Origin of the sequence: Bradyrhizobium sp. (genome assembly GCF_049519115.1) — a bacterium.
GTDB lineage: Bacteria > Pseudomonadota > Alphaproteobacteria > Rhizobiales > Xanthobacteraceae > Bradyrhizobium.
In genome coordinates this window covers 18052-41320 of record NZ_JBEKRB010000028.1, presented here as the reverse complement: position 1 = coordinate 41320, position 23269 = coordinate 18052, and the positions used below count along the sequence as shown (strand labels likewise).

The window sequence follows — 23269 nt, the reverse complement described above, 5'->3', positions numbered from 1 at the left end:
TTCGTGTCAGGTGGCTCGTTTTTGAAGAATACGGGCCGACTGAAGCGCGAATTCACGAGGCTTTTCGGAGCTGGATGCTTTCGTTGAGCGGGAATTGCACTCTGGCTCTCAAGCCCCGAGGCGCCAGGTCATGGAGCGACAGCGTGCCGCCGTGAGCAAGCGCGATGGCCCGCGCAATTGACAGTCCGAGGCCAAAGCCTGAGGCATCGTCCATGTTCCGGGCGTCGTCACCTCGCACGAAAGGCTCAAGCACCTTGCCCTTCTGGGTTTCGGCAATGCCGGGCCCGTTGTCGTCGACATCGATGACCGCGTGATCCTGTGACGTAGTCAGCCGAACGGTTGTGCTGTTTGCGAACCTGACCGCATTTTCCACCAGATTGGTGATGCTGCGGCGGATATCATCCGGTCGCGCCATGGCCATGGCGTGTTCGGGACCGACATAAGTGACGCTGTGACCCATATCGGTAAATTGGTCGGCGATGAGCTGCAACACGGTCGCGATGTCGACCAGCGTCATGACCTCCAGTTTGCGGTCGTTGCGCAGGAACGAGAGCACCGAATCCAGCATCGATCGCATCTGATCGAGGTCGGCCGACATGCGATCGCGCTGCGCTTCATCATCTATGAATTCGGAACGCAGCCGCATTCTCGTAATCGGGGTGCGCAAATCGTGACTGATCGCCGCGAGCATCTTGGTGCGATCGTCCATCAGACCGGCGATGCGATCGTGCATCCGGTTGAGGGCGCGTGCCGCGCGCCGGACTTCTTCAGGGCCACGTTCCGGCAGCGAGCTCAGCGTGCGGCTAAGGCTGAAATTTTCGGCAGCATCGGCAAAGGACGAAAGTGGCGTCGTCAAGGCGCGCGCAGCCCACAGGCTCAGCAAGACAACGCTGATGGCCGCCAGAAACAGCGTCATCATCCACGGGCCAGCCCAGAACGGCGGCCGATGGCCGTCCGATTTCAGCCGCATGGCGACCGCGGTCCCGTCCGGCAACGTAAAACCGATCCTGGGATTGTCTCCATCGGGATCAATCGCAAAGATCCTGACATCGTCTCTGAACCAGGGCGGCAGATCCCTCAGCTTGCTTCGGCGAGCATCTTCTGGTGGCGGAACGGAACCGCGCGGCAGCGCCTCGATCTCCAGCTGAGGATCGGACCGCGAGAAGACGGCGATGAGACCGGCTCGCTCGGCTGGTGTCGCTGCGCCAAGCAGATGCATGGCCACACCCGCCAGATCGTGATTGTGCAGAAACGGATTCTCATGCCGCGATTGCGGATCTGGCTGGTGGATCAGAAAGACGGTGGTGACAATCAAATGCAGTGTGACGATGGAGGCGAGCACCAGTGCTGTTATCTGACCGCTGATCCGCTTTAGATTCAAAAAAGCGATCGCGTCTCTCATCAGTTGCTCGCTGAGTGCGCGATAACCTCGACGTTGGGCGTAAACATGTATCCCCCGGCACGCACCGTCTTGATGATCGAGGGATTTTGTGGATCGGCTTCGATTTTCCGCCTGATGCGACTTACCAGGACGTCGACGCTCCGCCCCAGAGCGCTTCCGTCACGGCTCTGGGTCAGATCGAGCAAGTCGTCACGGGAAAGTACCCGTCCAGCTCTTTCGCAAAAAGTCTGCAATAGGTTGAATTCAGCACCTGTCATGGCGATGCTCGCGGCATTGGGGCTCCGCACTTCGCGCTGACGAAGGTCGATTTGCCAGCCAAGAAACGCAAGTACGGTCGCGTCGTCGATCAAACGAGCGCTGTGGCCGAAAGCTTGCCGCCGTATAATGGCGTTTATCCTTGCCAACAGTTCGCGCGGATTGAACGGTTTTGGCAGGTAATCATCCGCCCCGTTATCGAGGCCAACGATACGGTCGACGTCGTCGCCGCGCGCGGTGAGGATGATGATCGGAAGTGAGGAGGATTCAGCTCTCACCTTGCGGCAGAGACTAAGGCCGCCTTCACCCGGGAGCATCAGGTCAAGAATGAGAACATCGACGCGGCAAACGGCCATCATCCGCACCATTTCGCGGCCATCGGCCACCGCAATTGGATTACAGCCGTTGGCGCGCAAATACCTCGCGATTAGGGTCCGCGTCTCCCGATCATCTTCCACAACCAGGATATTCTGAGTTGCCATAAGGCCATGGGCCGTGATTCGCCGCTTTTTTGAAAGAAAATGTTGTTTCGAAATGTTTCTCGAAGCGCGCCCGCGATTCGGCCGCGCCATACTTCATCCGGCGTCGCGGCCATCACTTCGCAGCGTTCAGCGGAAAATCGAACATATGCTTTGTATAGGTCTCGACCACGATCGAAAACGGCAACCGCGCCTTTGTGTAAAGAATGGCGCGATGCTCCAGCACATGGTCGGGCACAGCCAGGGCGCCCGTACCGTCCTTTTGTGCCGCTTCCAGCTCCCATCCTTCGGGCAACGGCCGCCACAGCGGCGTGACCTTGAGCGTCTGGCGCTGGAATTCAAGATCCTTCACCGCGCGCCCGAAGGGGGTGTCGGTTTCATCAAGCAGCCGGTTCATCTCAGCCGTGAGGCGGCTGGGCACATACCAATTGTCGGCCTCGGAAAGCAGTCTATCGCCGCAAAACAATTGCACGCGCCGGTAACGTACCGGCTCGTCAGCGCTAACAGCGAATCGCTGGCGGTCCTCCGGCGCGATCTGCCGATCTTCGCCGCGCACGAGATGCGCCGAAACCTTTGCCTCCGTCGCCAGCCGGTGGGCGCCGCACCAGCGCTCCAGCGTCAGGGTCGCGCTCGGGTTCGAAAGCAACTCGGCATTCAGCGTCTCAATCAACGCCGTGGCCTCGACACGGGCGAGGAAACTGCCGGGCCATTCATCGGCGAAGGCCGCGGACGGCAAGATCATTGCAACGATGGTCAGAGATATCCAGTTCTGCCACTTCATCACGTTTCCAGTTTTCCACAAGGTGGCGGTTCTTAGCACAGTCTGCCGGAGAGTTGGTTCAAGCCTACGTCAATCCGCGCGAGGGCGGAGGACAAGGTCGCATCTCGCTCGATGATCAGAGATCAGGCTGTCGCGAGACGTTTTGACTGCGAAAGCAGCGTTCTGATTTCCGCGAGAGGCCGCGGCCGGCTGAACAGATAGCCCTGCATCTCGGTGCAGCCCAGAACATGGAGCAGCTGTCTTTGCTGTTCGGTCTCGACGCCTTCCGCGGTCGTGGTCATGTTGCGTGCGTCTGCGATGTTCACCACGGCGCGCACGATCGCCGATGAGCCATCGTTTTCCGCGATATCGCTGACAAAACAGCGATCGATCTTGATCTTGTCGAAGGGAAAGCGCTGCAGATAACTCAACGAAGAATAGCCGGTGCCGAAATCGTCGAGCGCGATACGGACGCCGAGCGCACGAAGCTCGTGCAATATGGTCAGCGCCGCCTCGTCGTCGCGGATCAGGACCGCCTCCGTGATCTCGAGTTCCAGCCGGTTTGCCGCCAGGCCGGACGCCGATAGCGCGGCAGCGACCTTGAGCCCGAAAATAGGGCTCCTGAACTGGATCGGCGAGACATTGACCGCGATCCTGAGGTGATCCGGCCAGGTAGCTGCCTCGGCACAGGCCGTCGTGAGTACCCATTCTCCGAGCTGGCTGATCAGGCCGGTGTCCTCGGCGATCGGAATAAATTCGGCGGGCGAAACCATGCCCCGCTCGGGATGGCGCCAGCGTAACAGCGCCTCGCAGCCCGTCACTTCGCCGCTAGCCAGATTGACAAGCGGCTGGTAATGCAGCTCGAAACCGCCATCCGTCATCGCCTGCCGCAGATCCCGCTGCAGGGTGAGCCGCGCCTTGGCGCGGGCATCCATGCCCGGCTCGAAGAACCGATAGGTCCGGCGGCCGTCGGCCTTGGCGCCATACAGCGCCAGGTCGGCCTTCATCAGCAGCCGGTCGGACTCGCTGGCGTCGGCAGGCGCGATCGCGATGCCTATGCTGGCGTCGGTAACGAGTTGGTGGCCGAGACATTCGAAGGGATCGCGGATCGCTTCGTGAATTCTGGAGACAAGATCGGACACGTCCGCCGGATTTTGAATGCCGGTCTGAACGATCGCAAATTCGTCGCCGCCGAGCCTTGCGATCAGATCGGTCTCGCGGATGCACTTGCTCAAGCGCAAGGCGACGCCTTTCAAGAGCTCATCGCCGACCGGGTGACCCAATGAGTCGTTGACGCTCTTGAATTCGTCGATGTCGATGTAGAGCAGGGCGATTTGTTCGCCGCCTTGAATCTTGCCGAGTTCCTGTTGGAGCCGATCCTGGAACAGCGCGCGATTGGGCAGGCCGGTCAGTGCATCGTAATGCGCCAGATAGGCGACCCGATCTTCAGATTGCTTGCGATCGGTTATGTCCTCGTGAGTGGCGACCCAGCCACTGCCTTCCACCTGCCGGTACGTGATCTGAATCGAGCGGCCGTCAGGGGTCCACCGTATGATGGTTTTATTGAGAGCCATGTCCAGCAAGATCGTGGAGCACACCTGATCGACTTCGCCTTCCATCGACCCGATTTCCAATCGATGCGCCATCAGATCGCGAAAATGGCAGCCGGGCTTCACGATATCAGGAGACAACCCGTACATCTCGATGTAGCGCTGATTGCAGACGTCGAGCCGGCCGGATTCGTCGAATAACGTCAAACCCTGCGTCATGTTGTTGACTGCGGTATCAAGCCGCAGCTTTTCCAGCGTCAATTGCTTTCGTGACGTCTGATGTTGCCGCGATAACTGCTTGACGATCAGAAAGAGAATACCGGCGATCACAAGCGCAGACAAAATCGCAGATGCGACCAGAAATTTGGTTTGATTTCGCCAATCCGCAAGTGCCGACGCCACGGTCGTTGTCGCAACCACAGATATCGGGAAGCGGCTCAATCGGCGCACCGAGACCAATCGCTCCTGACCGTCCACGGGACTGGTAATGCGCGACGTATTATGATCCGTGCCGGACATGATCGTCCGAAACAAGGAGGCTGTCTTTAGTTTCTGCCCGATCAGCTCTTCGACATGGGGATACCGCGCCAGCATCGTCCCGTCCTGATCGAACATTGAAATCGCGGCTTCTGTTCCCAACGTAACAGACGAGAAAAAATCCTCGAATTTCGCTGGAGCCAGTCCTCGCGTGGCAACTCCCAGGAATTCGCCGTTGGGTCCTGTCATTTTGCGGGCGACAATCGTTACCAGCCCTCCAGTAAAACGGCTGCGTACCAGCTGGATCTGGTAGGGTGGTGAGGCGGATCCCGATTTCAGAATTTCAAAATAGGCTCGATCGGCGATGTTGATCGCGGGTGCGGGCCAGGTTTCCGATGAATTGATGAGTGAGCCGCTGGCGTCATAGACGTTTACCGCCGAAACGTCGGAAGAACCGCTGACCTTGGCTTTCATCATCAAATGCGTTTCGTGCGTCGACATATGACGCTTGAAAAGCTCGGGCGAGGCGAATGTCGCCGAACGTGCGAGCGCGGCAAGGTCGTTCTGGATGACCGTTAAATCGCCAAGCCGCTGATCAAAGTGGCGAGCGAGCAGAAGCACGGTATTTTCAAGCTCGCGCTCGCTACTTTCTAGGCCGCGCTCACGAAAATTACCGACCATGACGGCGGTTCCGATCGCGATCGTCGCGATCAGCAGGATACCGCAAGCAATAAGCCATCGAACGGGATCGCGGCGAACGGCCGATTCGCTGATGGAGCCGGCTGGTGCCGCTTTGCGGGTTTTGACGAAGTCTTCGTTCTGAAGCGTCTTCTGCATTTTCCCTTCCCCCCGGAAAACCCTGATTACAGGCCGCGGGTGGAAGTCGCGTTATCAACGTCGGTTACCGAAGCGTTAATGGTGAGCCAACCGTCTCGTTCTGGCCCCGCGAGGCCCACTCATTCCCGATATTGAGATTTCATAAACCTTCGACGCCGGTGCGGTTTTCAATCCGGCGCCGGGTGCGGTTTCACTCGAACCCGTCGCCGAGCACGCCTTGTTCGATATAGGCGCGGCGTTGGTCGTCGTCGTGGCTGATCACGATCGAAAGGTTGGTCTCGGTGCGGCTGAGGCCGTTGAGCCAGTCGAGCTCGGCGGCCATCAGTTCCGCAGGTTCTTTGATCCACGGCGCGTCCTTGCCCGTATTTAAGCGCACCCCGTCCATGTGCCAGGCGACATCGCCTGCCAGCAGCAATTCCTTGCCCGATTGCAAGGCGACATACACCATCTGCGAGCCTGGCGTATGACCGGGCGCCTTGATCAAGGCGATGCCCGGCGCAACCGCCATCGCGTTGGCGTAATCGATCACGCGAAAACGCGAAGCCATCTCGGGCGTCGGCCGCAATTCCGGCATCTGCGGTTCGTTGATCAGCGTTTGCAGTTGCGCGCGCGTCAGCACGGTCTTTGGCGCGAGTTCGTTGAAGGACGGGCTCTTGATCAGGCCGGCAATGTGGTCGCCGTGCTCATGGGTGACGACGATTGCTTTGGCTTTTTGTAAAGCGCGCGCCACGCGCGCTTCGGCTTCCGGAAAATATGGCTCCTCGACGCCGCGGCCGAAAAAACGATGGGTGGCGAGATCCATGCCGGTATCGACCATGATGGTGCCGTCGGCATAGACGATCTGATAGGCGGTGCGTGCCTGCACGCTGGGCCCGGCCGGCAGGCCCTTGACCGCAAAATTCTTCGTGCGCCGGCTTTCGGCAAATTTGATGACGTTGACGCGCAGCGGCCGCGGGCCCGGGATCATTCCGGCGACCTGGCGGATTTCGGCAAGGTCGGCATGCCAAGGCGGCTCGGTTTGCGCAGCCGATGTCGGCGGCGAAAAAGCCAGCGCCGCGCAAAGGCCGAACAGGCACGGGCTCAACCACTTGCTCATGATTCTGAAAGCTTCCTGGTGGGTCGGCAAAACCACCAAAGCATATCGTACAGTCGTCTTGCTAGTGGGAGTTAGGCCGCCACAGTCGCGCGCGCGACGCCGACGGCTGGTACCGAGTCGCGGGCAAAGCGGGCGGCAGCGCTGATCGCCGTGGACAATTGCGACACCGCCGCGGGCCTTGCGAACAGATAGCCCTGGCCTTTGGCGCAGCCTGCATGCGCCAGGAAATTCCATTGCGCCTCGGTCTCGATGCCTTCGGCCAGAACCGGCATGTGCAGGCTTTCGCCGAGCGCCAGCACGGTGCGGACGATGGCGGCGGCGGCTTCATCGTGCGGCAGCCGTTTGACGAACGACTGGTCGAGCTTGATCTTGTCGAACGGGAAGGCGTGCAGCGTCGCCAGCGACGAATAGCCGGTGCCGAAATCGTCCATAGCAACCGTAATGCCCATGGCTTTCAGCTTGCGCAGGATATGCAGGCCGCGGCTCTGGTCCGACATGATGGTCGATTCCGTGACTTCGACCTCAAGACGCGCTGGCGGCAGACCGGTTTCCAGGAGAATGCCGTGGATCATCTCGGCCAGATCATCGCGGCCGAACTGGACCGGCGAGAGGTTGACCGCGACGTTTCCGGGAATCTTTCCCTCCGCGGCATCGCGGCAGGCGGCGCGCAAGGCCCATTCGCCCATTTCGAAGATCGCTTCGGTTTCTTCGGCCAGCGGAATGAATTCCGCCGGCGAAACCATGCCGAGCTTTGGATGTTTCCATCGCATCAAGGCTTCGGCGCCGCAGATCTTGCCGTCATTGAGCGACATCTGGAGCTGATAGTTCAAGAACAGCTCGTCACGTTCGGCCGCATGTTCGAGATCGCGGGCGAGCGCCCGGCGCTTGCGGGCGCTGTCGTCCATTTCGAGGCTGTACATGCAGATCGAGCCGGATTGCCCGCTCTTGCCCCGGTGCATCGCGAGCTTGGCATTGCTCAGGAGCTGGTCGCGCTCCGGCGTATCGGTCGGGAATACCGAAAAGCCGATCGAGGCGGTGAGGCGAACGGCATAACCCTGGACCGTAAACGGCTCGGCAAAGGCCTGCGAGATCCGCTCCGCAAACGCATAGGCATCGTTCGGGTGATTGCTCGAGGTCGTCAGCGCCAGGAATTCGTCGCCGCTTTGGCGCGCCAGAAATTCACTCGCTCCAAGCTGCTTGCGCATGCGCGTCGCAACGTCGATCAGGAGCAGATCGCCGGCGCCGTGGCCGTAGAGATCGTTGATGTCCTTGAAGCCGTCGAGGTCGATCGAGAAGGCCGCGAGCCTGTGCGCTTTTTCGTGGGCCTCAGCGCTATCAAAGGCGAGCCGTTCGTTGAAGGCGATGCGGTTGGGCAGCCCGGTCATGGTGTCGTTGAACGACAATTGATGAATACGGTCGGCCGATTCCGTTCGCACGCGCAGGTCGATGATATAGGTCGAAAAGCCGTTGCCGATGACGAGGAGAACGGCCGCGACCACGGCGATGCCGAGTGTATCGGCGGGCACGAGATAGGCCGGCAGGATCACCGAGGCGTCCGGCGCGGCCGTTACCGCAGCGGTCAGCGAATAGTGCATCGCGCAGATCATGAAGGCGAACACGATGGCGGCGCCATGCCGGCACCAGCGCGTCACCGGACGGTTGGCGCGGTTGACGGCGAGCGCGCTCAGGCTCAGTCCGAGCACAAAGGTCATGGCGAGGCCATAGGCGTTCCAGTGGAAATCGCCCTTGATATGCCAGGCCTTGAAGCCGACCAGATGCATGGCAAGGATGCCGACGCCCATAGCAAGGCCGCCGGCCTCCGGCGCCAGCGTAAAGTGCCGGCTGCCGATCTCGAAACCGACAAAACAGGCGGCGACCGCGATGAGGAGAACCGCGCCGGTGGCAACCGGTTCGAATCCGCTCACGAGCAAAGGATCAAGCGCCAGGATCGAGATGAAGGTGGAAGCCCACAGCGCAACGCCGGTGCCGACGGACGCCATGAACAGCCAGCCGCGGCGGGTCGCGCCTTCGGTAGCGCGGGCGCGCGCGAAATGGCGCATGCCGACCCAGGTGCCAAACAGGCATACTGCGCCTGCAAATGCGACGAGGGTCTGCTGATAGGCAAAGTTTTCGACGGTGGAGTAGAGCATGCGAATTGTTTCCTGCCACTACCCTAGTGCGGCCGAGTTAATTGGGAACGGTCTGGTGGTCCAACCCGGCGGACTTCGCGAAATAGCGTTGAAATTTTGTAAGAAACACCGGCGGAAGGCGGGCGTTGTTTAGGACAATTCCTTCAGGTGCGGGTCACTTTAACCGCACGTTAAGGTTAGAGTACGGTTGAACTGAAAAGGCATTTCGATGCGGTACGAACTCTACTACTGGCCGTCGATCCAGGGGCGCGGCGAATATGTCCGTCTCGCGCTGGAAGAGGCCGGTGCCGGCTACGTCGATGTGGCGCGGGAGCGTGGCACGGCAGCCCTTATGCGGATAATGGAGAAGGGGGGTGGCACGCCGCCTTTCGCGCCGCCTTTTCTCAAGGCCGGCAAGGTCGTGATCGGGCAGACCGCCAATATCCTGCTTTATCTCGGCGCGCGCCATTCCCTTGCGCCGAAAACCGAAGCCGGCAAGCTCTGGGTGCATCAGCTTCAACTGACGATCGCGGATTTCGTTGTGGAAGTGCACGATACCCATCATCCGCTTGGCCCTTCGCTTTATTATGAGGATCAAAAGAGCGAAGCGAAAAAGCGCACGAAGGAATTCTGGGACGAACGCGTGCCGAAATATCTGGGCTATTTCGAGCGTTTGCTGGAGGGGAGTTCCGGGCATTATGTCACCGGGCGCAAGCTCACCTATGTCGACCTGTCGCTGTTCCAACTGGTCGAGGGGCTGCGTTATGCTTTCCCGAACCGGATGAAGGCCTTCGAGCGAAAAATTCCAGAACTAATCGAACTGCGGAATCGCATCGCCGCCCGTCCCAATATCAGGGCCTATGTTGCCAGCGAACGCCGGATTGCCTTCAACACGGACGGCATCTTCCGCTATTACAAGGAGCTGGATGCTTGACCCGCTTCGTCATTCCGGGCTCGTGCTTCTCACGCCCCGATCAATCACAACCGGTTCCGGCCGTCCATCGGTGTCATCTTCAGGCTGGAAAGTTCGATGCCGTCGATGCAGCTGACATTGAGCGCAATCACGGCCGTTCCGTCCGGCTTGTTGCCGCGAGCAAACACCTCGACGCCGCAATCGCTGCACGACTGATGGCGGATGGCGTGTTTGTTGAAGAGGTATTCTTTCAAGTTGTCTTCGCCGGCGCGCAGCTGAAAGCTCGCGGGCGCGAGAAAAGCGAAGTGCAGGCCGCGCTTGGTGCAGATCGAGCAGTTGCACGCCGTCACCATCGCAAGATCCGTGGTGCATTCGAAACGCACCAGGCCGCAATGGCAACCGCCGGTCAGGGTTTTGGTGTCGGGCATCGGTCTCACCACACTCCGGGCACGAGACGATATCGCACCCGCGCCGCATAGTCAGCATATCCGGGCAGTCCGGTCGTCAAGGTATTCTCCTCGATCCGGGTACGGATGCCAAAGAGAATGGCGAAGACTGGCGTCATCGCGACGCCCCACCACGATCCCAGCAGCAGCGCGCTCCCGACGAAGAAGACGAGCGCGCTCGTATACATCGGGTGCCGAACCAAAGCGTAGGGTCCGGTTGAGATGACGTGATGGCCGCGTTCCGACTGAACCTTCACCACCGCAGCCGCGAATGAATTTTCGCGAAATACCCGCATGATCAGGACAGTCGAGATAAGCAGGAACGCAAGCCCGATCGCCTGCAGGGCGACAGGCATGCGGGAGGGATGAAAGCGCTCGTCGAGCCCCATCACGATGAACCAGCTCAGGAAGGTCAAACCGAGAACTGCGATGATCTTTTTGTCGGCGGCCGGCTGATCACGCTGGATCGGCGAGCGCATGCGCTCGGCCAGGAGTTCCGGATTGTGTTTGGCAAGCCACGACCCGCAGCCGAACCCGATCAACAGCATCACGCCGACAAAAACCCATGCTGCCGGCCAATCAAGCGTGCCGGCGGGCACGAACAGCAGCGCGGCGAAAGCGGCGGTCCAGGCGAGACTCTGCAACAGCCATTTCGCGACCATCCGGCGTCCTCCCTTTCAGGGGACACTTGGTGATCGCGGTGCCGTTCGACAACTAGCGGCGGGAGCTCAGACGAGCTGGTTGACCCGTGTTCCCTGTCCGGGCGGCAGCGGCGCAGGGGCCGGCGGCTGGGTCTGGCTGGCGTCGTTTGAATCGGTGTTATCAGTCACAACTGGCGAAACAATCGCAGCAGGCTGCGTGTTGTTGTCGAGATAGTTGTAGGGCAGCGGCGCGGACGGCGAATTGATGCTTGAAACGCTCATGAATTTCAAATCCTGCTACACGGAGCAGAGCGCACCTTGAGCGGGCAGGACCGAAGGCCTTGTGAATCCAATCGTTAAAATTTGAGCGATCGGGCGCACGCACGTTCGCATGGTGAACGAGCCGCTAGCGGTCTGACCCTTTGCCTACTGGTCCAGTCCGCGCGAAATCGCGATCGCGGCGTCGGTCTTGGTCCGCGTGCAGTTCATGTCGAGGCGGCGGTAGCGGATCGAGACGTCGTCGCCGCGGAAAATACCCATCCGCGACATGCAGCCTGAAACGCCCTTGAGCAACTCGTCCTTCGGCAGGGTAAAGACGATCGCAGCGGCGCCGGCGACAAAGGCCAGAAATTCAGCTTTCGGCTTGCGGCCGTCGCCCTTGACGTAGAGCTCGTTGGCGTATTTGCGGTTGGCGCAGCCGAGCGACATTTCCTTGGCCAGCGGATGCGACAGATAGATGATGTTGGCCGCGGTGATGCCGACCTTCAGATTGTCGACCTGTTCCTTGAGCTGGTTCGCGATATCCGTGCAGCGGTCGGCCCGCGCCGGCGGGGCGGCAAGTGCGCATGATACCGCAAGTAGCACGGCAAGCAGGAACGGTCGGCGAAACGGTCGTCGGAATCTCATGATGGCAGCCCCTCAATTCCCGGCATCAAAGCCTCAAGCGGGCGGTGAGTGCAAGCGTCGGGTTTTGTTTTCTTTGGAAGTCAGGATAAGGCAAAGCCCTGTACCTGCAGCCAGCCAGGGCCTCGAATTCCGTTGCGCCGGGGTCCGTTATCGGGCTTTTCGACCATATAAAAGTATGGTAATAAATACATATAAACCGATGGTTCAGGCCGATGTCAGATTTCGAGTGGGATCTTGTCAAGGACAGGGCCAATCGAACAAAACATGGCGTCGGGTTCGAGATCGCCCAGCATGCGTTTCTTGATCCGCTGCGCGTGATCGCGGAGGACCTCGGCCACAGCGGTGGCGAGCGTCGCTACTTCTGTTTTTGGCCGGGTCGAGGGCGCCGTCATGACGGTGCGCTTCACGTGGCGAAACCAAAGGATCAGGATTTTCGGAGCGGGTTACTGGCGGAAAGGAAAAGCGATCTATGAAAAAGCCAACAGTTGAGTACAGCAAAGGCGAGATCGGCCGGGTCAGGATCGTCGAGGATTTTCTGCCGTCGCCGGACAAATTAGTGCTGCGCGAGAATAACGTGAAGGTGACGCTGAGCCTATCGCAGCGTTCGGTGGCGTTTTTCAAGCGCGCTGCCCGCCAGCGCCGTATCCCGTACCAGCGCATGATCCGCGCGCTGGTGGACGCCTATGCAGAGAAGCAGGAAGGGAAGGGGTGAGGCTCGCGTATGGCAGCGAAGCCGCCTAGAAGACGTGGATGCCCGCGACATCTAGCGCGAAGACGCGCTTCGCGCTTTTGCCGCGGGCATGACAGCTACCCGCCACTCACCTTCAATCTTCCTTTTGGCGCAAAAGAGCTTAGAACGGTGGGATTGCCGGCGCGCCTTTTCGAGCGGCGTCCGGCCTAAAAAAGCCATGCGAGCCACCCATGAACGCCGCGTCAGCCTTTCCCGATCAGCAAAAGCCCGTTCCGCCCTATAAGCACACCCCGCTGTTTCCGTTAGGCAGCGACAACACGCCGTACAAGAAGATCACGACCGAGGGCGTGCGCGTCGAGAAGGTGCTCGGCAAGGACATGCTGGTGGTGTCACGCGAGGCGCTGCGGGCGTTGTCGGAAGCTGCCTTCGGCGAGATCAATCATTATCTGCGGCCGGGGCATCTGAAGCAGCTGCGCTCGATCCTCGACGACAAGGAGGCAAGCTCCAACGACAAGTTCGTGGCGCTGGATTTCCTGAAGAACGCCAACATCGCCGCCGGCGGCGTGCTGCCGATGTGCCAGGACACCGGCACCGCGATCATTATGGGCAAAAAGGGCTGTAACGTCATCACCGACGGCGAGGACGAGGCCGCGCTCTCGGAAGGCGCGCGCGATGCGTACTTACGGCGCAATCTGCGCTACTCGCAGGTGGCGCCGCTGTCGATGTATGAGGAAAAGAACACCGCCAACAACATGCCGGCGCAGTGCGAGATCTATGCCGAGGGCGGCTCTTCAGAAGTAGACTCGGCCTACAAGTTCATGTTCATGGCCAAGGGCGGCGGCAGCGCCAACAAGAGCTTCCTGTTTCAGGCCACGCCCTCGGTGCTCACGAAGGACCGCCTGCTGGCGTTCCTGAAGGAAAAGGTGCTGACGCTCGGCACCGCGGCGTGCCCGCCCTATCACTTGGCGATTGTGATCGGCGGCACTTCGGCCGAGCTTTGCATGAAGACGGTGAAGCTTGCTTCCGCACGCTATCTCGATGCCTTGCCTACCCATGGCTCGCCCGACGGCAATGCCTTCCGCGATCTCGAGATGGAGCAAGAGATATTGAAGATGACGCAAAGCCTTGGCGTCGGCGCGCAGTTCGGCGGCAAGTATTTCTGCCACGACGTCCGCGTCATTCGGTTGCCGCGCCATGGCGCCTCGCTCCCGATCGGGCTTGGCGTGTCGTGTTCGGCCGACCGCCAGGTGCTCGGCAAGATCACGAAGGACGGCGTCTATCTCGAGGAGCTCGAGCACAATCCGGCGCAATATCTGCCGCAAGTCGAGCAGGCGCTCGGCGGCGAGGTGATCAAGATCGATCTCAACCAGCCGATGAAGGACATTCTCGCCACGTTGTCGAAGCATCCGATCAAGACGCGGCTGTCGCTCACCGGCACCATGATCGTGGCGCGGGATTCGGCGCATGCGAAATTGCGCGAGCGGCTGGAGAAGGGTGAGCCGCTGCCGGATTATTTCAAGAATCATCCGATCTATTACGCCGGTCCCGCCAAGACGCCGGAAGGCTATGCGTCCGGCGCGTTCGGCCCAACCACCGCGGGACGCATGGATTCCTTTGTCGATCAGTTCCAGGCCGCGGGCGGCTCGATGGTGATGGTCGCCAAGGGTAATCGCGCGGTTGCGGTGCGCGAGGCCTGCAAGAAGCACGGCGGCTTCTATCTCGGCTCGATCGGTGGCGCAGCGGCCAATCTCGCCGAGCACTGCATCAAGAAGGTCGAGGTCGTCGAATATCCCGAACTCGGCATGGAAGCGATCTGGCGCATCGAGGTCGTGGATTTCCCGGCCTTCATCATTATCGATGACAAGGGTAACGACTTCTTCAAGGAATTGAATCTGGGTTAGCGCCCGAGCAGGCCGAGCGAAAGCGAGGCCGTTAGCGAACGGCGCTATCGTATAAATGGCGCGCGTTCCCCGGATGCGGCGCAGTACCATCAGCGCGTTTACGCGCGTCTGCGACGCGCTACGGTGCTGCGCTGCGGATCCGGGGTCCATCCGATCGGGGCGTGGGTCCTGGCTCTGGGTTGCACCGTTTTACGCTGCAACGCGTCCGGGACTAGAGCGTTCAGGCACCGTCGGAGCCTGAAGTTTTCCGATCGGGGTCCTGATCGATCGGAGGAGGCCATATCTTGCACTCAAAACTTCGGGCTATGCCCGGGCAAACTTCCCCTGACTGAGCGGGCGGGCTGACACCTAGCCACGCCGGACGGACAATCCAGAAACCGTGCTTTTTGATGTGTCTGCCGTGGCTTGTGCCGGACTCGGCTGGCGCGGCCGCCAGCGTTGTTGCACAAACGATCAATGTCAAAAATCGGATCGCCGATCTTGTCATGCGGCCCTCCCGAATGGCTTTGGGCAAACGCGGTCCCTTGCATGATAGACTCTTCTCCGGAAGGGATATTCCCGCCGCGACAATAAGTCTTTTGTTTTCGCTCCAGTGCAGATGCTATGCGCTCCGTTGGAGAAAATTGATCATGGTTGAATGGTTCGACGACCTGAAGGTCGGCATGCGCTTCAAAAGCGAAAGCAAGACCGTCTCGCGGGAAGAGATCTTGCGCTTTGCCAACGAGTTCGATCCGCAGCCGTTTCACATCGACGACGAGGCGGCCAAGGACACAATTCTGCAAGGGCTTGCCGCTTCCGGCTGGCATACGGCGGCGATTTCGATGCGGTTGGCGCTCACTGCCAAACCATTTGGTCCGCATCCGCTGTTCGGCGCCGGCGTCGACGAGCTGCGCTGGATGGTGCCGGTGCGGCCGGGCGATACGCTTCATCTCGAAGGCGAGGTGACCGAACTGATCCCGTCGAAAACCAAACCTCAGGGCATTGCGCGGGTCAAATGGACCGCGTTCAACCAGAACGGCGAGGCGGTCTATACGTTCAATCCGATTGCGATCGTGCCACGCCGCCCGGCGTGAGGCGGCTCTCATCGCTTACGTCACGGGCCTCGCATGCGGCTGGAACAGCCGGCCCTTTTCCACGACCAGCACGACCGCGAGCGACGCCAGCGTGCACAGGAAAAATCCGGTAGCAAACGGCAAAAGCGTGCCGTCATAGGCTTGACCGATCGTGGTGCCGATGCCGATGCCGAGCAGCGTCGTGATCGATCCATAGAGCGACGACGCGGTCCCGGCGATATGCCCCTGTGGCTCCATCGCGAGTGACGTGAAATTGGCGAACGTCAATCCGAACGCGAACATCATCAGGGCCGACAGTGCCATGAACAATGGCAGCGGCAGCATGTGCAGTTCCGCCGCCAGCAGCATGATGCCGGCCACCGCGACAAAGCCGACCAGCGCGCCATGCGAGATCACGCGCATGCCGATGCGGCCGACGAAACGGGCGTTGAGAAAACCCGCGATGGCAATGCCGATCGCGACGGCTGCAAACGCCAGCGGAAAATAGTGCCCAAGCCCGTAAATCTCGGTGAACACCTGTTGGGATGCGAATACGAACGCGAACAGCGAGCCCTGCACGCCGCCGGCCGCCAGCGCATAACCGAGGGTTTGCCGGTTGGTTACGGTCTGGCGAAAGGCGCCGAGCACGTCGAAAAAAGCCAGCGACTTGCGCTCGGATTCCGGCAAGGTTTCCGGCATCCGCACCGCGCTCCAGATCAGCGCCAGCACGCCGTACACCATCAAGACGATGAAGATGCCGCGCCAATGCGTCCACAGCATCACGGCCTGACCCAACGACGGCGCGATCACCGGCACCGCGATGAAAATCATCATCGCCAGTGACATGACGCTTGCCATGCGGCGGCCGACGTAGCAGTCGCGGACGACCGAGGTTGCGATCACGCGGGTCGCGGAAGTGCCGAGCCCTTGCAGCACCCGCGCCAGCAACAATGTCTCGAACGACGACGCCGTGATCGCAAGAAGGCTGGCGATGCAATATAGCGCCATGCCGTCGATCAGGACCGGACGCCGGCCGAAACGGTCCGAAAGCGGGCCCATGATGAATTGGCCGATGCCGAAACCGATCAGGAATGCCGACAGGACTTCCTGCGGTTTGTTCAGGGTGGTGATGTGGAATGCCGATGCGATGTCCGGTAGCGCCGGCAGCATCATGTCCATCGCCAGCGGATTCAGTGCCATGATCGAAGCGATCACGATGACGAATTCCGGAAAGCCCATCGGCTGATGCCGTGACGACACCAAAGCATCAGCATTCATATTAGCCACGCAGTGCACCTCATTAGTCCAGCAAACACATATGAGTGATGGTGCGCTGCACAACCCATTTTCCGGAATGGCTGCTGTGCCGCTCTCGCCGCGGGCAGCGAAACGTCATGTCCGGTTGCAATCGGTGATGTCCGTCAAGCGCGATTAGCCGCAACGCCAACGTCAAATCGAATCCACCCGCGAAGGGAACAACGCTCATCGATCGGCATTACCCGGGGTACCCTCTCAGGAGACAAAGCAATGCACCTCTCCAATCAAAGCCTTCTCGTAATTATCCTCGTCGGAATCGTTGCCGGATATCTGGCGGGCAGGGTGATGGAAGGGGGCGGGTTCGGATTGATCGGCGATTTGCTGGTCGGCCTGATCGGCGCCTTTATCGGCGATTGGCTGTTGCCGCAACTTGGCATTCATCTCGGAGTCGGCATTGTCGCGCTGATCATCAACGCCTTTATCGGCGCTGTTGTCCTTCTGCTGCTGCTTCGGTTGCTCGGTGGCGGCTATTACGGACGCCGCTGGGGCAGGCGGAGAATATAACAGACGGACAAACGCCCCGGAGTTCCCAGCCGCAATTGCCGCCCGTTCGGCAACCCACACGGCTGCCTTTCGGCCTGCATGCAATGATATGATCATGGCGAATCAGGAATCCGGATCATGGTTGCAGACAGCGATAGCAGCGTTGCGTGGCACAGGGTTCAGCTCAGGAAAAACCGCGAGGCGTTGAAGGCTTTGGAAGCCGCCCGGTTCACCACAGGCGAAATCGCCGGCCGTCGCGGGCAAATGTCCGATACCATCGCCGAGCTGAAACGGAAGATTGCCGAGTCCGAGCACTGTATTGCGGCGTATGACAGGCAAACCAGGCGGCCGCTCGCGACCGACTTCGGAAGTCTCACCGGCGTGAACTGGAGCAACTGGAGCGGCCGCGGCGGCGACAGCCACTGATCCCCGGAGTTCTCAGACTTTCATCCTGACGCATCGCCGAAAAAGCGAGCTTCATGTCACAGCGCATCGATAAGTCGTGGATTGTTTTTATCAGCATCGAAAATCCCGAGCACGACAGATGCGTGGACTTCTTTTCAAGAGAAAATGGCAGCTACGGGTTCGAGGAATTTCGGCGGGACGTCGAAGATGGCGGGCAGTGGACGCCCGTGCACTATTACTCAGGCGTTGCCTACCTTTCGCCGGCGGATACCCTGGACGCTGCTGAGCGATGCGTCCATTGGCTGATCGATGTTCTCAGCGGGAAGCCGGAACTGAGGACGCGTATCGGTTTGGGTTAGCCAAAGAAAAAGCCGGGATTTGATCCCGGCTTCTTGCGTAGTTCGAGCGACGGTAGCTTTATTCAGTAAGCGCCGAAGCCGTTCAAGGCGCCGCCGATCAGGCCGTCAGAGCCGATCAACATCCATTACCGGGAACAGTCGTCGGGGGCGGCTGTCCCCGCAAACCGTCCACTCGTCCAATCCAGCATCGCTTCAGTGCTGGCCTGAGCTGCCCTTCCATGGCCGATGTTCGGCATCGACAGGATGCGCACTTTGCTGCCGGCGGCGCATAGTGCAGCGGCGTAATCTTGGGTGACCTTGGGTCGAATGATGACGTCGTCGGTCCCTTGCGCGAGAAAAACCGGAATTTCGGGAGACAAGGTACCGGGCGAGTTCTGCGCCAGCAGCGTATGCCAGGGTTCGACGTCGGAAGGATGTTTGGTCGTCAGGAAATATTGCTCCAGCGGCTGCTCGGTGCGCTGGCGCGTCCTGATGTCGAACGGTCCTTCGATGCATTCCTTGGCGAGCTGGTTGATGGCGGGCAGGGCTCTTCGATCGACCACCTTGTCCATATTCGCGTTAAACACTCGCTGCCAGGACCACAGCGTCATCGCGGTGATGTTCTTGCCACCGACGGTATCGATATCCTCGTTCATCAGCGTCACGAGATCCGTGGCCGGAGCCGCCGCCGCAACACCGAGCAGCTCCAATTCCGGAGCGTAGGCTTTCGCGATGATGCCCGTGAACAGAGCGGCATGTCCTCCTTGCGAGTGGCCCCAGACCAAGAACTTTTTGCCGTCACCGGCACCGGGCAATGAGGCGGCGACGCGCACGGAGTCGATCACCGCGCGGGCCTCGCTGACACCGACCAGATAGGGATGCGGTCCCTCGGTGCCCAATCCGGGATAGTCGGTCGCGGCGACCACGTATCCGTTGCGAACGAATGAACGCAGCCCCTGGATCTGCTGAAACAGGAAGATCGCCAGCGACGGCGCACAGCGCGGCACCACCCCCGACGTCGGGTGGGCCCAGGCCACGATCGGCCGGCCGCCCGGCGGCGGATCGCCCGGCGGCACGATCACGATGCCGGAGACCAGGATCGGCTTGTTGTCGATACCGGTCGAACGATAGAGCATACGGTAGGTCTTGGCGCCGAGTGGGGCTCCGTCGATCGCCTCTTGCCGGATGAGCGTGCCCGGAGCCCCCGCAACCGCGGATGGCGGCGCGCGATAGAAAGCGGTCTGTGCGTTCGCGGCAGCCGTAGCGGCGAGCAGGCACACGATGACAAGAGCGAACCTGAACATCGCGGGCATGGCTTACAATCCATAGAGGATTTTGAGATCGCCGCTGACGCGGAGCGCAATGCTGACGCCATCGGCCAGGAGCTGGATGCTGTCCAGATTGGCGCTGCTGAGATTCCCTTCCATGCGGAAGCCATTCTTCAACGGCCGGTTCAGCCGCTCATTGGCGGCGTTGAGGAGGTTTTGATACGCGACGCCATATCCGATGTCGGGGATTTGCTTTAGCTGATCGAAAACCTGGTTCTGCAATTGCGCCGCCTCCGATCCCTCAGGCAACGAACTATCGACCGCCAGATTGGAAAGCCGTATCGATTGCTGACCGGCATCGACATTCAAAGCGGCGGATAAATAGACCCATTCGCCGGCGGCTGCGTCGGTATCGCCGGGCTTGGCGAGCCGAGCGCCGATCACGAGTTTGCCGGACGACGGATAGATCTGCATCTCCTTGACGATCGGTGCCGCTTGACTGGCGGCAACCGCCTGCATGATCTTGTCGCGTAGCGTGTCATAGCTGACGCGCACCGGCAGCAGGATGTCGAACGTGCCGGGCTGACTGATATCACTGCCGAGCGGCGGCAGCGGCGTCGGCGTCACGGCGGACGGCGTCTGGCCGACCAACGTTTGGGCCGTGCCGGTCAATTCGAGCGAGCCCGAAAGGTTCTTGGCATTGGCATGGACACCGGCGAAGGCCGCACTCGCCGGGGTAATCTGCAGCCAGATCGGAGGGGCCAGCGAAATCTGGAGCGGCTGGAACGCCTGCTCCCATGCCTTTGCCGCCTTGTCATGCAGGTCGAGCCGCCGCACCGCCTCTTGGGCGTGCTGTCGTATGCGGCCGAGCTGCTTTCGAATGCCTGGTTCGGCGTATTTTGTCAGCGCAATATCGCGCCCGAGAACGTGCAGGATCGGAGGCTCGGTCCAATGGAAGGAGTCACTGAAATTCAGGTCGACCGACCAGTCCCTGGTCAGCTTCGGTCGGGATTCGACCTCCACCATAGCCCGTCCCTCGGCGTCGCCATGAATGCGGGCGGTAAACCGGTTGGCACCCTGGCCCTCGATGGCACCAAAGATCGGAACGGAGCCGACAACGCGATCACCGCGGCCTGAGAGCGACATCTGTCCGCGGTCGACAAAACCGTCGACGTCACAATTGGCCCTGATCCGAAACACCAGAACCCGCCTGTTAACGCAACCGATGCGTTCGTCTATGGTGGCAAGCCGTTTTGGGATGTCGCGCTCGATGGCGGAAGCGACCGCCGGTAATCCGAATTCGACCACCGCGGAAACCCTTGAGGGTATCGTCAGCGCCGGCGGCTGATCGGGAGCGAGGGGTGGTTTCTCGCCACCCATCGCCGGCCCAGCAACAGAGGCGGCGCAGAACAGAACAATATGGCTGAGATGATTTCGCTTTCCGCGATGGTATCGATTCATCTTCATTTCCCCCCGTCAAACGGTCGGCGCTGCCTTTCTTTGTGCCCAGCCTACCAGAGCCAGCCATGCGTATCCCGCTTGGTTTTCAAAATATTTCTAAACTGGCCCGGTCCAGGACTCGTTTGGCTTGAGAACAAACCTGACGAGACAGCATCGCCATTGGTGCAGACATGAAAAAAGCCGGGATTTGATCCCGGCTTCTTGCGTAGTTTGAGCGACGGTAGCTTTATTCAGTAAGCGCCGAAGCCATTCAGGGCGCCGCCGACCAGGCCGCCAACGATAGCCGCGCCTGGATTGTAGCCGCAGCCATTGTAGTCATCGTAATAGCCGTTGCATCCATAGTCGCCGCCACCGTAACCATAGCCGCCGCCGTAACCGCGTCCGCCACGACGCCCACCGGCAAATTGGCGTCCGCCGCCAACATGGGCGCGACCACCCATGGCACGTCCGCCCATGGCGTGTCCGCCACCGGCGCGACCTGCAGCCGCATGTCCGCCGCCGCCGTGACCGCCGGCTTTGCCGGCCGCGAAGGCGCTGGAAGTTAACGGCACGCAACCAAGCGCAACGACAGTAGTAAATGCAATCAATGTTCTGCGAAGCATTTTAGTCTCCCAATCTCTGAACAACGAAGGTTGTTTCGGAAGACCAAGCCCGGTCGCCACGAAGAGTTGCGTGAGGTCAAGAACACGTTTGCGTGTTGGCAGGATCTTTTCGGCAACCTTTGATAGAGCGATGGGCGAAGCAGGCGGTGACGGCCGGACGCGCCTCACTTCAGCTTCGACCGGCGGTGACATCGCCGATCTGCTCCTCGGCGCCTTGCAAAATTCCCCGATATCGCGAAGCATGGCGACAGGCCAAAATCGGCGACGGAGAATTAAGTTGCGCAAAAACCTGTTCGTGGCGCTGACTTTCGCAGCACTTCTCTCAAGCCGTGCAGCCGCCAGTGCCGAGGAGCTCACCGGTACGCTTTTGAAGGTGAAGGAGCTTGGCTATATCACCATCGGGCACCGCGAGGCGTCGGTGCCGTTCTCCTACCTCGACGACACGCGGCAGCCGGTCGGTTTCGCCATGGACATCTGCGCCAGGATTGTCGAGGCGGTGAAGCGCGAACTGAAGCTGGACAAACTCGAGGTGCGGTATCAGCTGGTGACGTCGCCGTCACGCATTCCGCTCATGGCCAACGGCACGATCGACCTCGAATGCGGCAACACCACCAACAACGCCGAGCGGCAACAGCAGGTCTGGTACACCAACACGCATTTTCTGACAGCGAGCCGTTTCGTCTCCAAGGTCGAATCGAAGATCGGCTCGATCTCTGACCTCAAGGGCAAGACGGTCGTCGCTCCGGCAGGCTCGACCAACATCAAGCAGGCGCTCGAATTCAATAACAGATTGAATTTGGGGATGACGATCGTCCCGGCTCAGGACCAGGGCGAGGCGTTTCTGATGGTCGAAACGGGCAGGGCAGTCGCCTTCGTCCAGGACGATATCGTGCTCGCGGGTCTGATTGCCAACGCAAAGGATCCAAAGACTTTCGTGATCTCGGAGGACGCGTTCTCCAAGCCTGAACCATATGGAATCATGCTGCGCAAGGATGACAAGGCGTTCAAGGCCGTTGCCGATGCCGCGACATCTGCGCTCTATCAAAGTCCCGAGATGGCGGCGCTTTACGCCAAATGGTTCACGCAAGCGATCCCGCCGAAGGGCGCCAATCTGAACATTCCGATGAGCCCGGCGCTGAAGCACGCCTTCGAGAAGCCGACGGACTCGCCTGATCCGTCGACCTACTGATCGGCTAGCTTTTCAGATCGTGAAATTGCTTCCCCGCGCCGGGCAGACCAATTGAGTTCGGCCAATTGAGTTCGGGCCATTGAGTTATCGTCTCGAACCGGTGCATAAACGAAGTCTAAGCCTCTAAAATGGGCGCTAAAAACTCAGGGAGTACAACGATGCGATCGTTTGGGATTCGTTTTGCCGCTTTGGCTCTGGTTTCCGCCTGCGCTGCGGCCACGCCGGCGAGCGCGCAACTGCTCAGCCATAAAGATCTGACCTCGTCCATCGCCTTCACCATCGCAGAGACGGCGATCGAAACGTGCAAGGCCAACGGCTATGCCGTGTCGGTCACCGTTGTCGGCCGAAGTGGGGAGATCATCTTGCAGGTGCGCGGGGACAATACCGGACCCCATACCGTCGAGAACAGCTTCCGCAAGGCTTACACGGCGCGCACCTTCCGGATTCCGTCAGGCGATCTGGTCGACCGTTTGAAGGCCGATCCGACGCTGGGATTGATCCACCTGACTAACGTCATCGCCAACCGCGGCGCACTCCCGATCAAGTTGGGTGATGACGTCCTCGGCGCTGCCGGTGCGTCCGGCGCCCCCGGCGGCGAAAAGGACGAAGCCTGCGTCAAGGCCGGACTCGATAAGGTCGCCGATCAACTGAAATGAGCTGATAACCCTCGC

Annotated in this window: 24 protein-coding genes; 10 read left to right on the top strand and 14 right to left on the bottom strand. The window is 60.3% G+C overall.

Going from position 1 to position 23269, the window contains the following annotated elements:
• Positions 1-52: 52 nt before the first annotated feature.
• The 6 genes from ABSE61_RS20600 to ABSE61_RS20575 form a co-directional block, all read right to left on the bottom strand.
• On the bottom strand, positions 53-1402 hold the full coding sequence (locus tag ABSE61_RS20600; RefSeq protein ID WP_423872977.1) for an ATP-binding protein: 1350 nt from the start codon (positions 1400-1402) through the stop codon (positions 53-55).
• Positions 1402-2139 (bottom strand): response regulator, encoded by a 738-nt coding sequence (locus tag ABSE61_RS20595; protein ID WP_423872976.1) that lies wholly within the window; start codon positions 2137-2139, stop codon positions 1402-1404. Before ABSE61_RS20595 ends, ABSE61_RS20600 begins: the two co-directional genes overlap by 1 nt.
• A gap of 112 nt (positions 2140-2251) precedes the next feature.
• Positions 2252-2917 carry a chorismate--pyruvate lyase family protein gene (locus ABSE61_RS20590; protein ID WP_423872975.1) on the bottom strand — a complete coding sequence of 222 codons (666 nt, stop codon included), beginning with the start codon at positions 2915-2917 and terminating at the stop codon, positions 2252-2254.
• A 122-nt stretch (positions 2918-3039) separates the two neighbouring features.
• Positions 3040-5760, bottom strand: coding sequence for a bifunctional diguanylate cyclase/phosphodiesterase (locus ABSE61_RS20585; protein ID WP_423872974.1), 2721 nt, complete (start codon positions 5758-5760; stop codon positions 3040-3042).
• A 190-nt stretch (positions 5761-5950) separates the two neighbouring features.
• Entirely contained in the window at positions 5951-6856 is a 906-nt protein-coding gene (locus ABSE61_RS20580) for an MBL fold metallo-hydrolase (RefSeq protein WP_423872973.1), read from the bottom strand.
• 71 nt (positions 6857-6927) lie between these two features.
• Entirely contained in the window at positions 6928-9006 is a 2079-nt protein-coding gene (locus tag ABSE61_RS20575; RefSeq protein ID WP_423872972.1) for a putative bifunctional diguanylate cyclase/phosphodiesterase, read from the bottom strand.
• A gap of 208 nt (positions 9007-9214) precedes the next feature.
• On the opposite strand from ABSE61_RS20575, the gene ABSE61_RS20570 reads away from it, so the two are divergent.
• Positions 9215-9919, top strand: coding sequence for a glutathione S-transferase (locus ABSE61_RS20570; protein ID WP_423872971.1), 705 nt, complete (start codon positions 9215-9217; stop codon positions 9917-9919).
• Between the two features lie 44 nt (positions 9920-9963).
• Here ABSE61_RS20570 and ABSE61_RS20565 read toward each other — a convergent pair whose 3' ends face one another.
• From ABSE61_RS20565 to ABSE61_RS20550, 4 genes are all read right to left on the bottom strand, one after another.
• Positions 9964-10326 carry a GFA family protein gene (locus tag ABSE61_RS20565; RefSeq protein WP_423872970.1) on the bottom strand — a complete coding sequence of 121 codons (363 nt, stop codon included), beginning with the start codon at positions 10324-10326 and terminating at the stop codon, positions 9964-9966.
• A gap of 5 nt (positions 10327-10331) precedes the next feature.
• Positions 10332-11006, bottom strand: coding sequence for a methyltransferase family protein (locus ABSE61_RS20560; protein WP_423872969.1), 675 nt, complete (start codon positions 11004-11006; stop codon positions 10332-10334).
• Positions 11007-11072: 66 nt separating this feature from the next.
• Positions 11073-11267 carry a hypothetical protein gene (locus ABSE61_RS20555; RefSeq protein WP_423872968.1) on the bottom strand — a complete coding sequence of 65 codons (195 nt, stop codon included), beginning with the start codon at positions 11265-11267 and terminating at the stop codon, positions 11073-11075.
• Between the two features lie 144 nt (positions 11268-11411).
• Complete coding sequence (locus tag ABSE61_RS20550) at positions 11412-11891, bottom strand: hypothetical protein (protein WP_423872967.1); 480 nt, start codon at positions 11889-11891, stop codon at positions 11412-11414.
• A 212-nt stretch (positions 11892-12103) separates the two neighbouring features.
• Here ABSE61_RS20550 and ABSE61_RS20545 point away from each other — a divergent pair, with 212 nt between their 5' ends.
• From ABSE61_RS20545 to ABSE61_RS20530, 4 genes are all read left to right on the top strand, one after another.
• Complete coding sequence (locus ABSE61_RS20545; protein ID WP_423872966.1) at positions 12104-12364, top strand: BrnT family toxin; 261 nt, start codon at positions 12104-12106, stop codon at positions 12362-12364.
• The gene (locus ABSE61_RS20540; RefSeq protein ID WP_423872965.1) at positions 12361-12603 is read left to right on the top strand and encodes a hypothetical protein; all 243 of its coding nucleotides are present in this window, start codon (positions 12361-12363) and stop codon (positions 12601-12603) included. Before ABSE61_RS20545 ends, ABSE61_RS20540 begins: the two co-directional genes overlap by 4 nt.
• Positions 12604-12812: 209 nt before the next feature.
• Entirely contained in the window at positions 12813-14483 is a 1671-nt protein-coding gene (locus ABSE61_RS20535; protein WP_423872964.1) for a fumarate hydratase, read from the top strand.
• Between the two features lie 629 nt (positions 14484-15112).
• Positions 15113-15556, top strand: coding sequence for a MaoC family dehydratase (locus ABSE61_RS20530; RefSeq protein WP_423872963.1), 444 nt, complete (start codon positions 15113-15115; stop codon positions 15554-15556).
• Between the two features lie 15 nt (positions 15557-15571).
• Here ABSE61_RS20530 and ABSE61_RS20525 read toward each other — a convergent pair whose 3' ends face one another.
• Positions 15572-16822 (bottom strand): multidrug effflux MFS transporter, encoded by a 1251-nt coding sequence (locus ABSE61_RS20525; RefSeq protein ID WP_423872962.1) that lies wholly within the window; start codon positions 16820-16822, stop codon positions 15572-15574.
• A 240-nt stretch (positions 16823-17062) separates the two neighbouring features.
• On the opposite strand from ABSE61_RS20525, the gene ABSE61_RS20520 reads away from it, so the two are divergent.
• From ABSE61_RS20520 to ABSE61_RS20510, 3 genes are all read left to right on the top strand, one after another.
• Entirely contained in the window at positions 17063-17356 is a 294-nt protein-coding gene (locus ABSE61_RS20520; RefSeq protein ID WP_423872961.1) for a GlsB/YeaQ/YmgE family stress response membrane protein, read from the top strand.
• A 117-nt stretch (positions 17357-17473) separates the two neighbouring features.
• Complete coding sequence (locus tag ABSE61_RS20515; RefSeq protein ID WP_423872960.1) at positions 17474-17761, top strand: hypothetical protein; 288 nt, start codon at positions 17474-17476, stop codon at positions 17759-17761.
• Positions 17762-17814: 53 nt separating this feature from the next.
• The gene (locus ABSE61_RS20510; RefSeq protein ID WP_423872959.1) at positions 17815-18099 is read left to right on the top strand and encodes a hypothetical protein; all 285 of its coding nucleotides are present in this window, start codon (positions 17815-17817) and stop codon (positions 18097-18099) included.
• Positions 18100-18224: 125 nt separating this feature from the next.
• Here the strand turns inward: ABSE61_RS20510 and ABSE61_RS20505 are convergent, their stop codons facing one another.
• From ABSE61_RS20505 to ABSE61_RS20495, 3 genes are all read right to left on the bottom strand, one after another.
• Positions 18225-19391 carry an alpha/beta fold hydrolase gene (locus ABSE61_RS20505; protein WP_423872958.1) on the bottom strand — a complete coding sequence of 389 codons (1167 nt, stop codon included), beginning with the start codon at positions 19389-19391 and terminating at the stop codon, positions 18225-18227.
• A gap of 3 nt (positions 19392-19394) precedes the next feature.
• Positions 19395-20807, bottom strand: coding sequence for a DUF4403 family protein (locus tag ABSE61_RS20500; RefSeq protein ID WP_423872957.1), 1413 nt, complete (start codon positions 20805-20807; stop codon positions 19395-19397).
• Between the two features lie 230 nt (positions 20808-21037).
• A complete protein-coding gene (locus ABSE61_RS20495; protein ID WP_423872956.1) occupies positions 21038-21409 on the bottom strand; it encodes a hypothetical protein in 372 nt (123 codons plus the stop codon).
• A gap of 241 nt (positions 21410-21650) precedes the next feature.
• On the opposite strand from ABSE61_RS20495, the gene ABSE61_RS20490 reads away from it, so the two are divergent.
• Positions 21651-22598, top strand: a complete 948-nt coding sequence (locus ABSE61_RS20490; RefSeq protein WP_423873015.1) for an amino acid ABC transporter substrate-binding protein — start codon at positions 21651-21653, stop codon at positions 22596-22598.
• Between the two features lie 158 nt (positions 22599-22756).
• Complete coding sequence (locus tag ABSE61_RS20485; RefSeq protein ID WP_423872955.1) at positions 22757-23254, top strand: GlcG/HbpS family heme-binding protein; 498 nt, start codon at positions 22757-22759, stop codon at positions 23252-23254.
• Positions 23255-23269: the final 15 nt, after the last annotated feature.

Excerpts from the sequence above, each read along its gene's own strand:
- ABSE61_RS20580 (WP_423872973.1), bottom strand. The coding sequence starts at position 6,856 with ATGAGCAAGTGGTTGAGCCCGTGCCTGTTCGGCCTTTGCGCGGCGCTG.
- ABSE61_RS20485 (WP_423872955.1), top strand. The coding sequence starts at position 22,757 with ATGCGATCGTTTGGGATTCGTTTTGCCGCTTTGGCTCTGGTTTCCGCC.
- ABSE61_RS20575 (WP_423872972.1), bottom strand. The coding sequence starts at position 9,006 with ATGCTCTACTCCACCGTCGAAAACTTTGCCTATCAGCAGACCCTCGTC.
- ABSE61_RS20590 (WP_423872975.1), bottom strand. The coding sequence starts at position 2,917 with ATGAAGTGGCAGAACTGGATATCTCTGACCATCGTTGCAATGATCTTG.
- ABSE61_RS20500 (WP_423872957.1), bottom strand. The coding sequence starts at position 20,807 with ATGAATCGATACCATCGCGGAAAGCGAAATCATCTCAGCCATATTGTT.
- ABSE61_RS20585 (WP_423872974.1), bottom strand. The coding sequence starts at position 5,760 with ATGCAGAAGACGCTTCAGAACGAAGACTTCGTCAAAACCCGCAAAGCG.
- ABSE61_RS20495 (WP_423872956.1), bottom strand. The coding sequence starts at position 21,409 with ATGCTTCGCAGAACATTGATTGCATTTACTACTGTCGTTGCGCTTGGT.
- ABSE61_RS20570 (WP_423872971.1), top strand. The coding sequence starts at position 9,215 with ATGCGGTACGAACTCTACTACTGGCCGTCGATCCAGGGGCGCGGCGAA.
- ABSE61_RS20595 (WP_423872976.1), bottom strand. The coding sequence starts at position 2,139 with ATGGCAACTCAGAATATCCTGGTTGTGGAAGATGATCGGGAGACGCGG.
- ABSE61_RS20490 (WP_423873015.1), top strand. The coding sequence starts at position 21,651 with ATGGCGACAGGCCAAAATCGGCGACGGAGAATTAAGTTGCGCAAAAAC.
- ABSE61_RS20550 (WP_423872967.1), bottom strand. The coding sequence starts at position 11,891 with ATGAGATTCCGACGACCGTTTCGCCGACCGTTCCTGCTTGCCGTGCTA.
- ABSE61_RS20515 (WP_423872960.1), top strand. The coding sequence starts at position 17,474 with ATGGTTGCAGACAGCGATAGCAGCGTTGCGTGGCACAGGGTTCAGCTC.
- ABSE61_RS20555 (WP_423872968.1), bottom strand. The coding sequence starts at position 11,267 with ATGAGCGTTTCAAGCATCAATTCGCCGTCCGCGCCGCTGCCCTACAAC.
- ABSE61_RS20560 (WP_423872969.1), bottom strand. The coding sequence starts at position 11,006 with ATGGTCGCGAAATGGCTGTTGCAGAGTCTCGCCTGGACCGCCGCTTTC.
- ABSE61_RS20600 (WP_423872977.1), bottom strand. The coding sequence starts at position 1,402 with ATGAGAGACGCGATCGCTTTTTTGAATCTAAAGCGGATCAGCGGTCAG.
- ABSE61_RS20565 (WP_423872970.1), bottom strand. The coding sequence starts at position 10,326 with ATGCCCGACACCAAAACCCTGACCGGCGGTTGCCATTGCGGCCTGGTG.
- ABSE61_RS20545 (WP_423872966.1), top strand. The coding sequence starts at position 12,104 with ATGTCAGATTTCGAGTGGGATCTTGTCAAGGACAGGGCCAATCGAACA.
- ABSE61_RS20530 (WP_423872963.1), top strand. The coding sequence starts at position 15,113 with ATGGTTGAATGGTTCGACGACCTGAAGGTCGGCATGCGCTTCAAAAGC.
- ABSE61_RS20540 (WP_423872965.1), top strand. The coding sequence starts at position 12,361 with ATGAAAAAGCCAACAGTTGAGTACAGCAAAGGCGAGATCGGCCGGGTC.
- ABSE61_RS20520 (WP_423872961.1), top strand. The coding sequence starts at position 17,063 with ATGCACCTCTCCAATCAAAGCCTTCTCGTAATTATCCTCGTCGGAATC.
- ABSE61_RS20510 (WP_423872959.1), top strand. The coding sequence starts at position 17,815 with ATGTCACAGCGCATCGATAAGTCGTGGATTGTTTTTATCAGCATCGAA.
- ABSE61_RS20535 (WP_423872964.1), top strand. The coding sequence starts at position 12,813 with ATGAACGCCGCGTCAGCCTTTCCCGATCAGCAAAAGCCCGTTCCGCCC.
- ABSE61_RS20505 (WP_423872958.1), bottom strand. The coding sequence starts at position 19,391 with ATGCCCGCGATGTTCAGGTTCGCTCTTGTCATCGTGTGCCTGCTCGCC.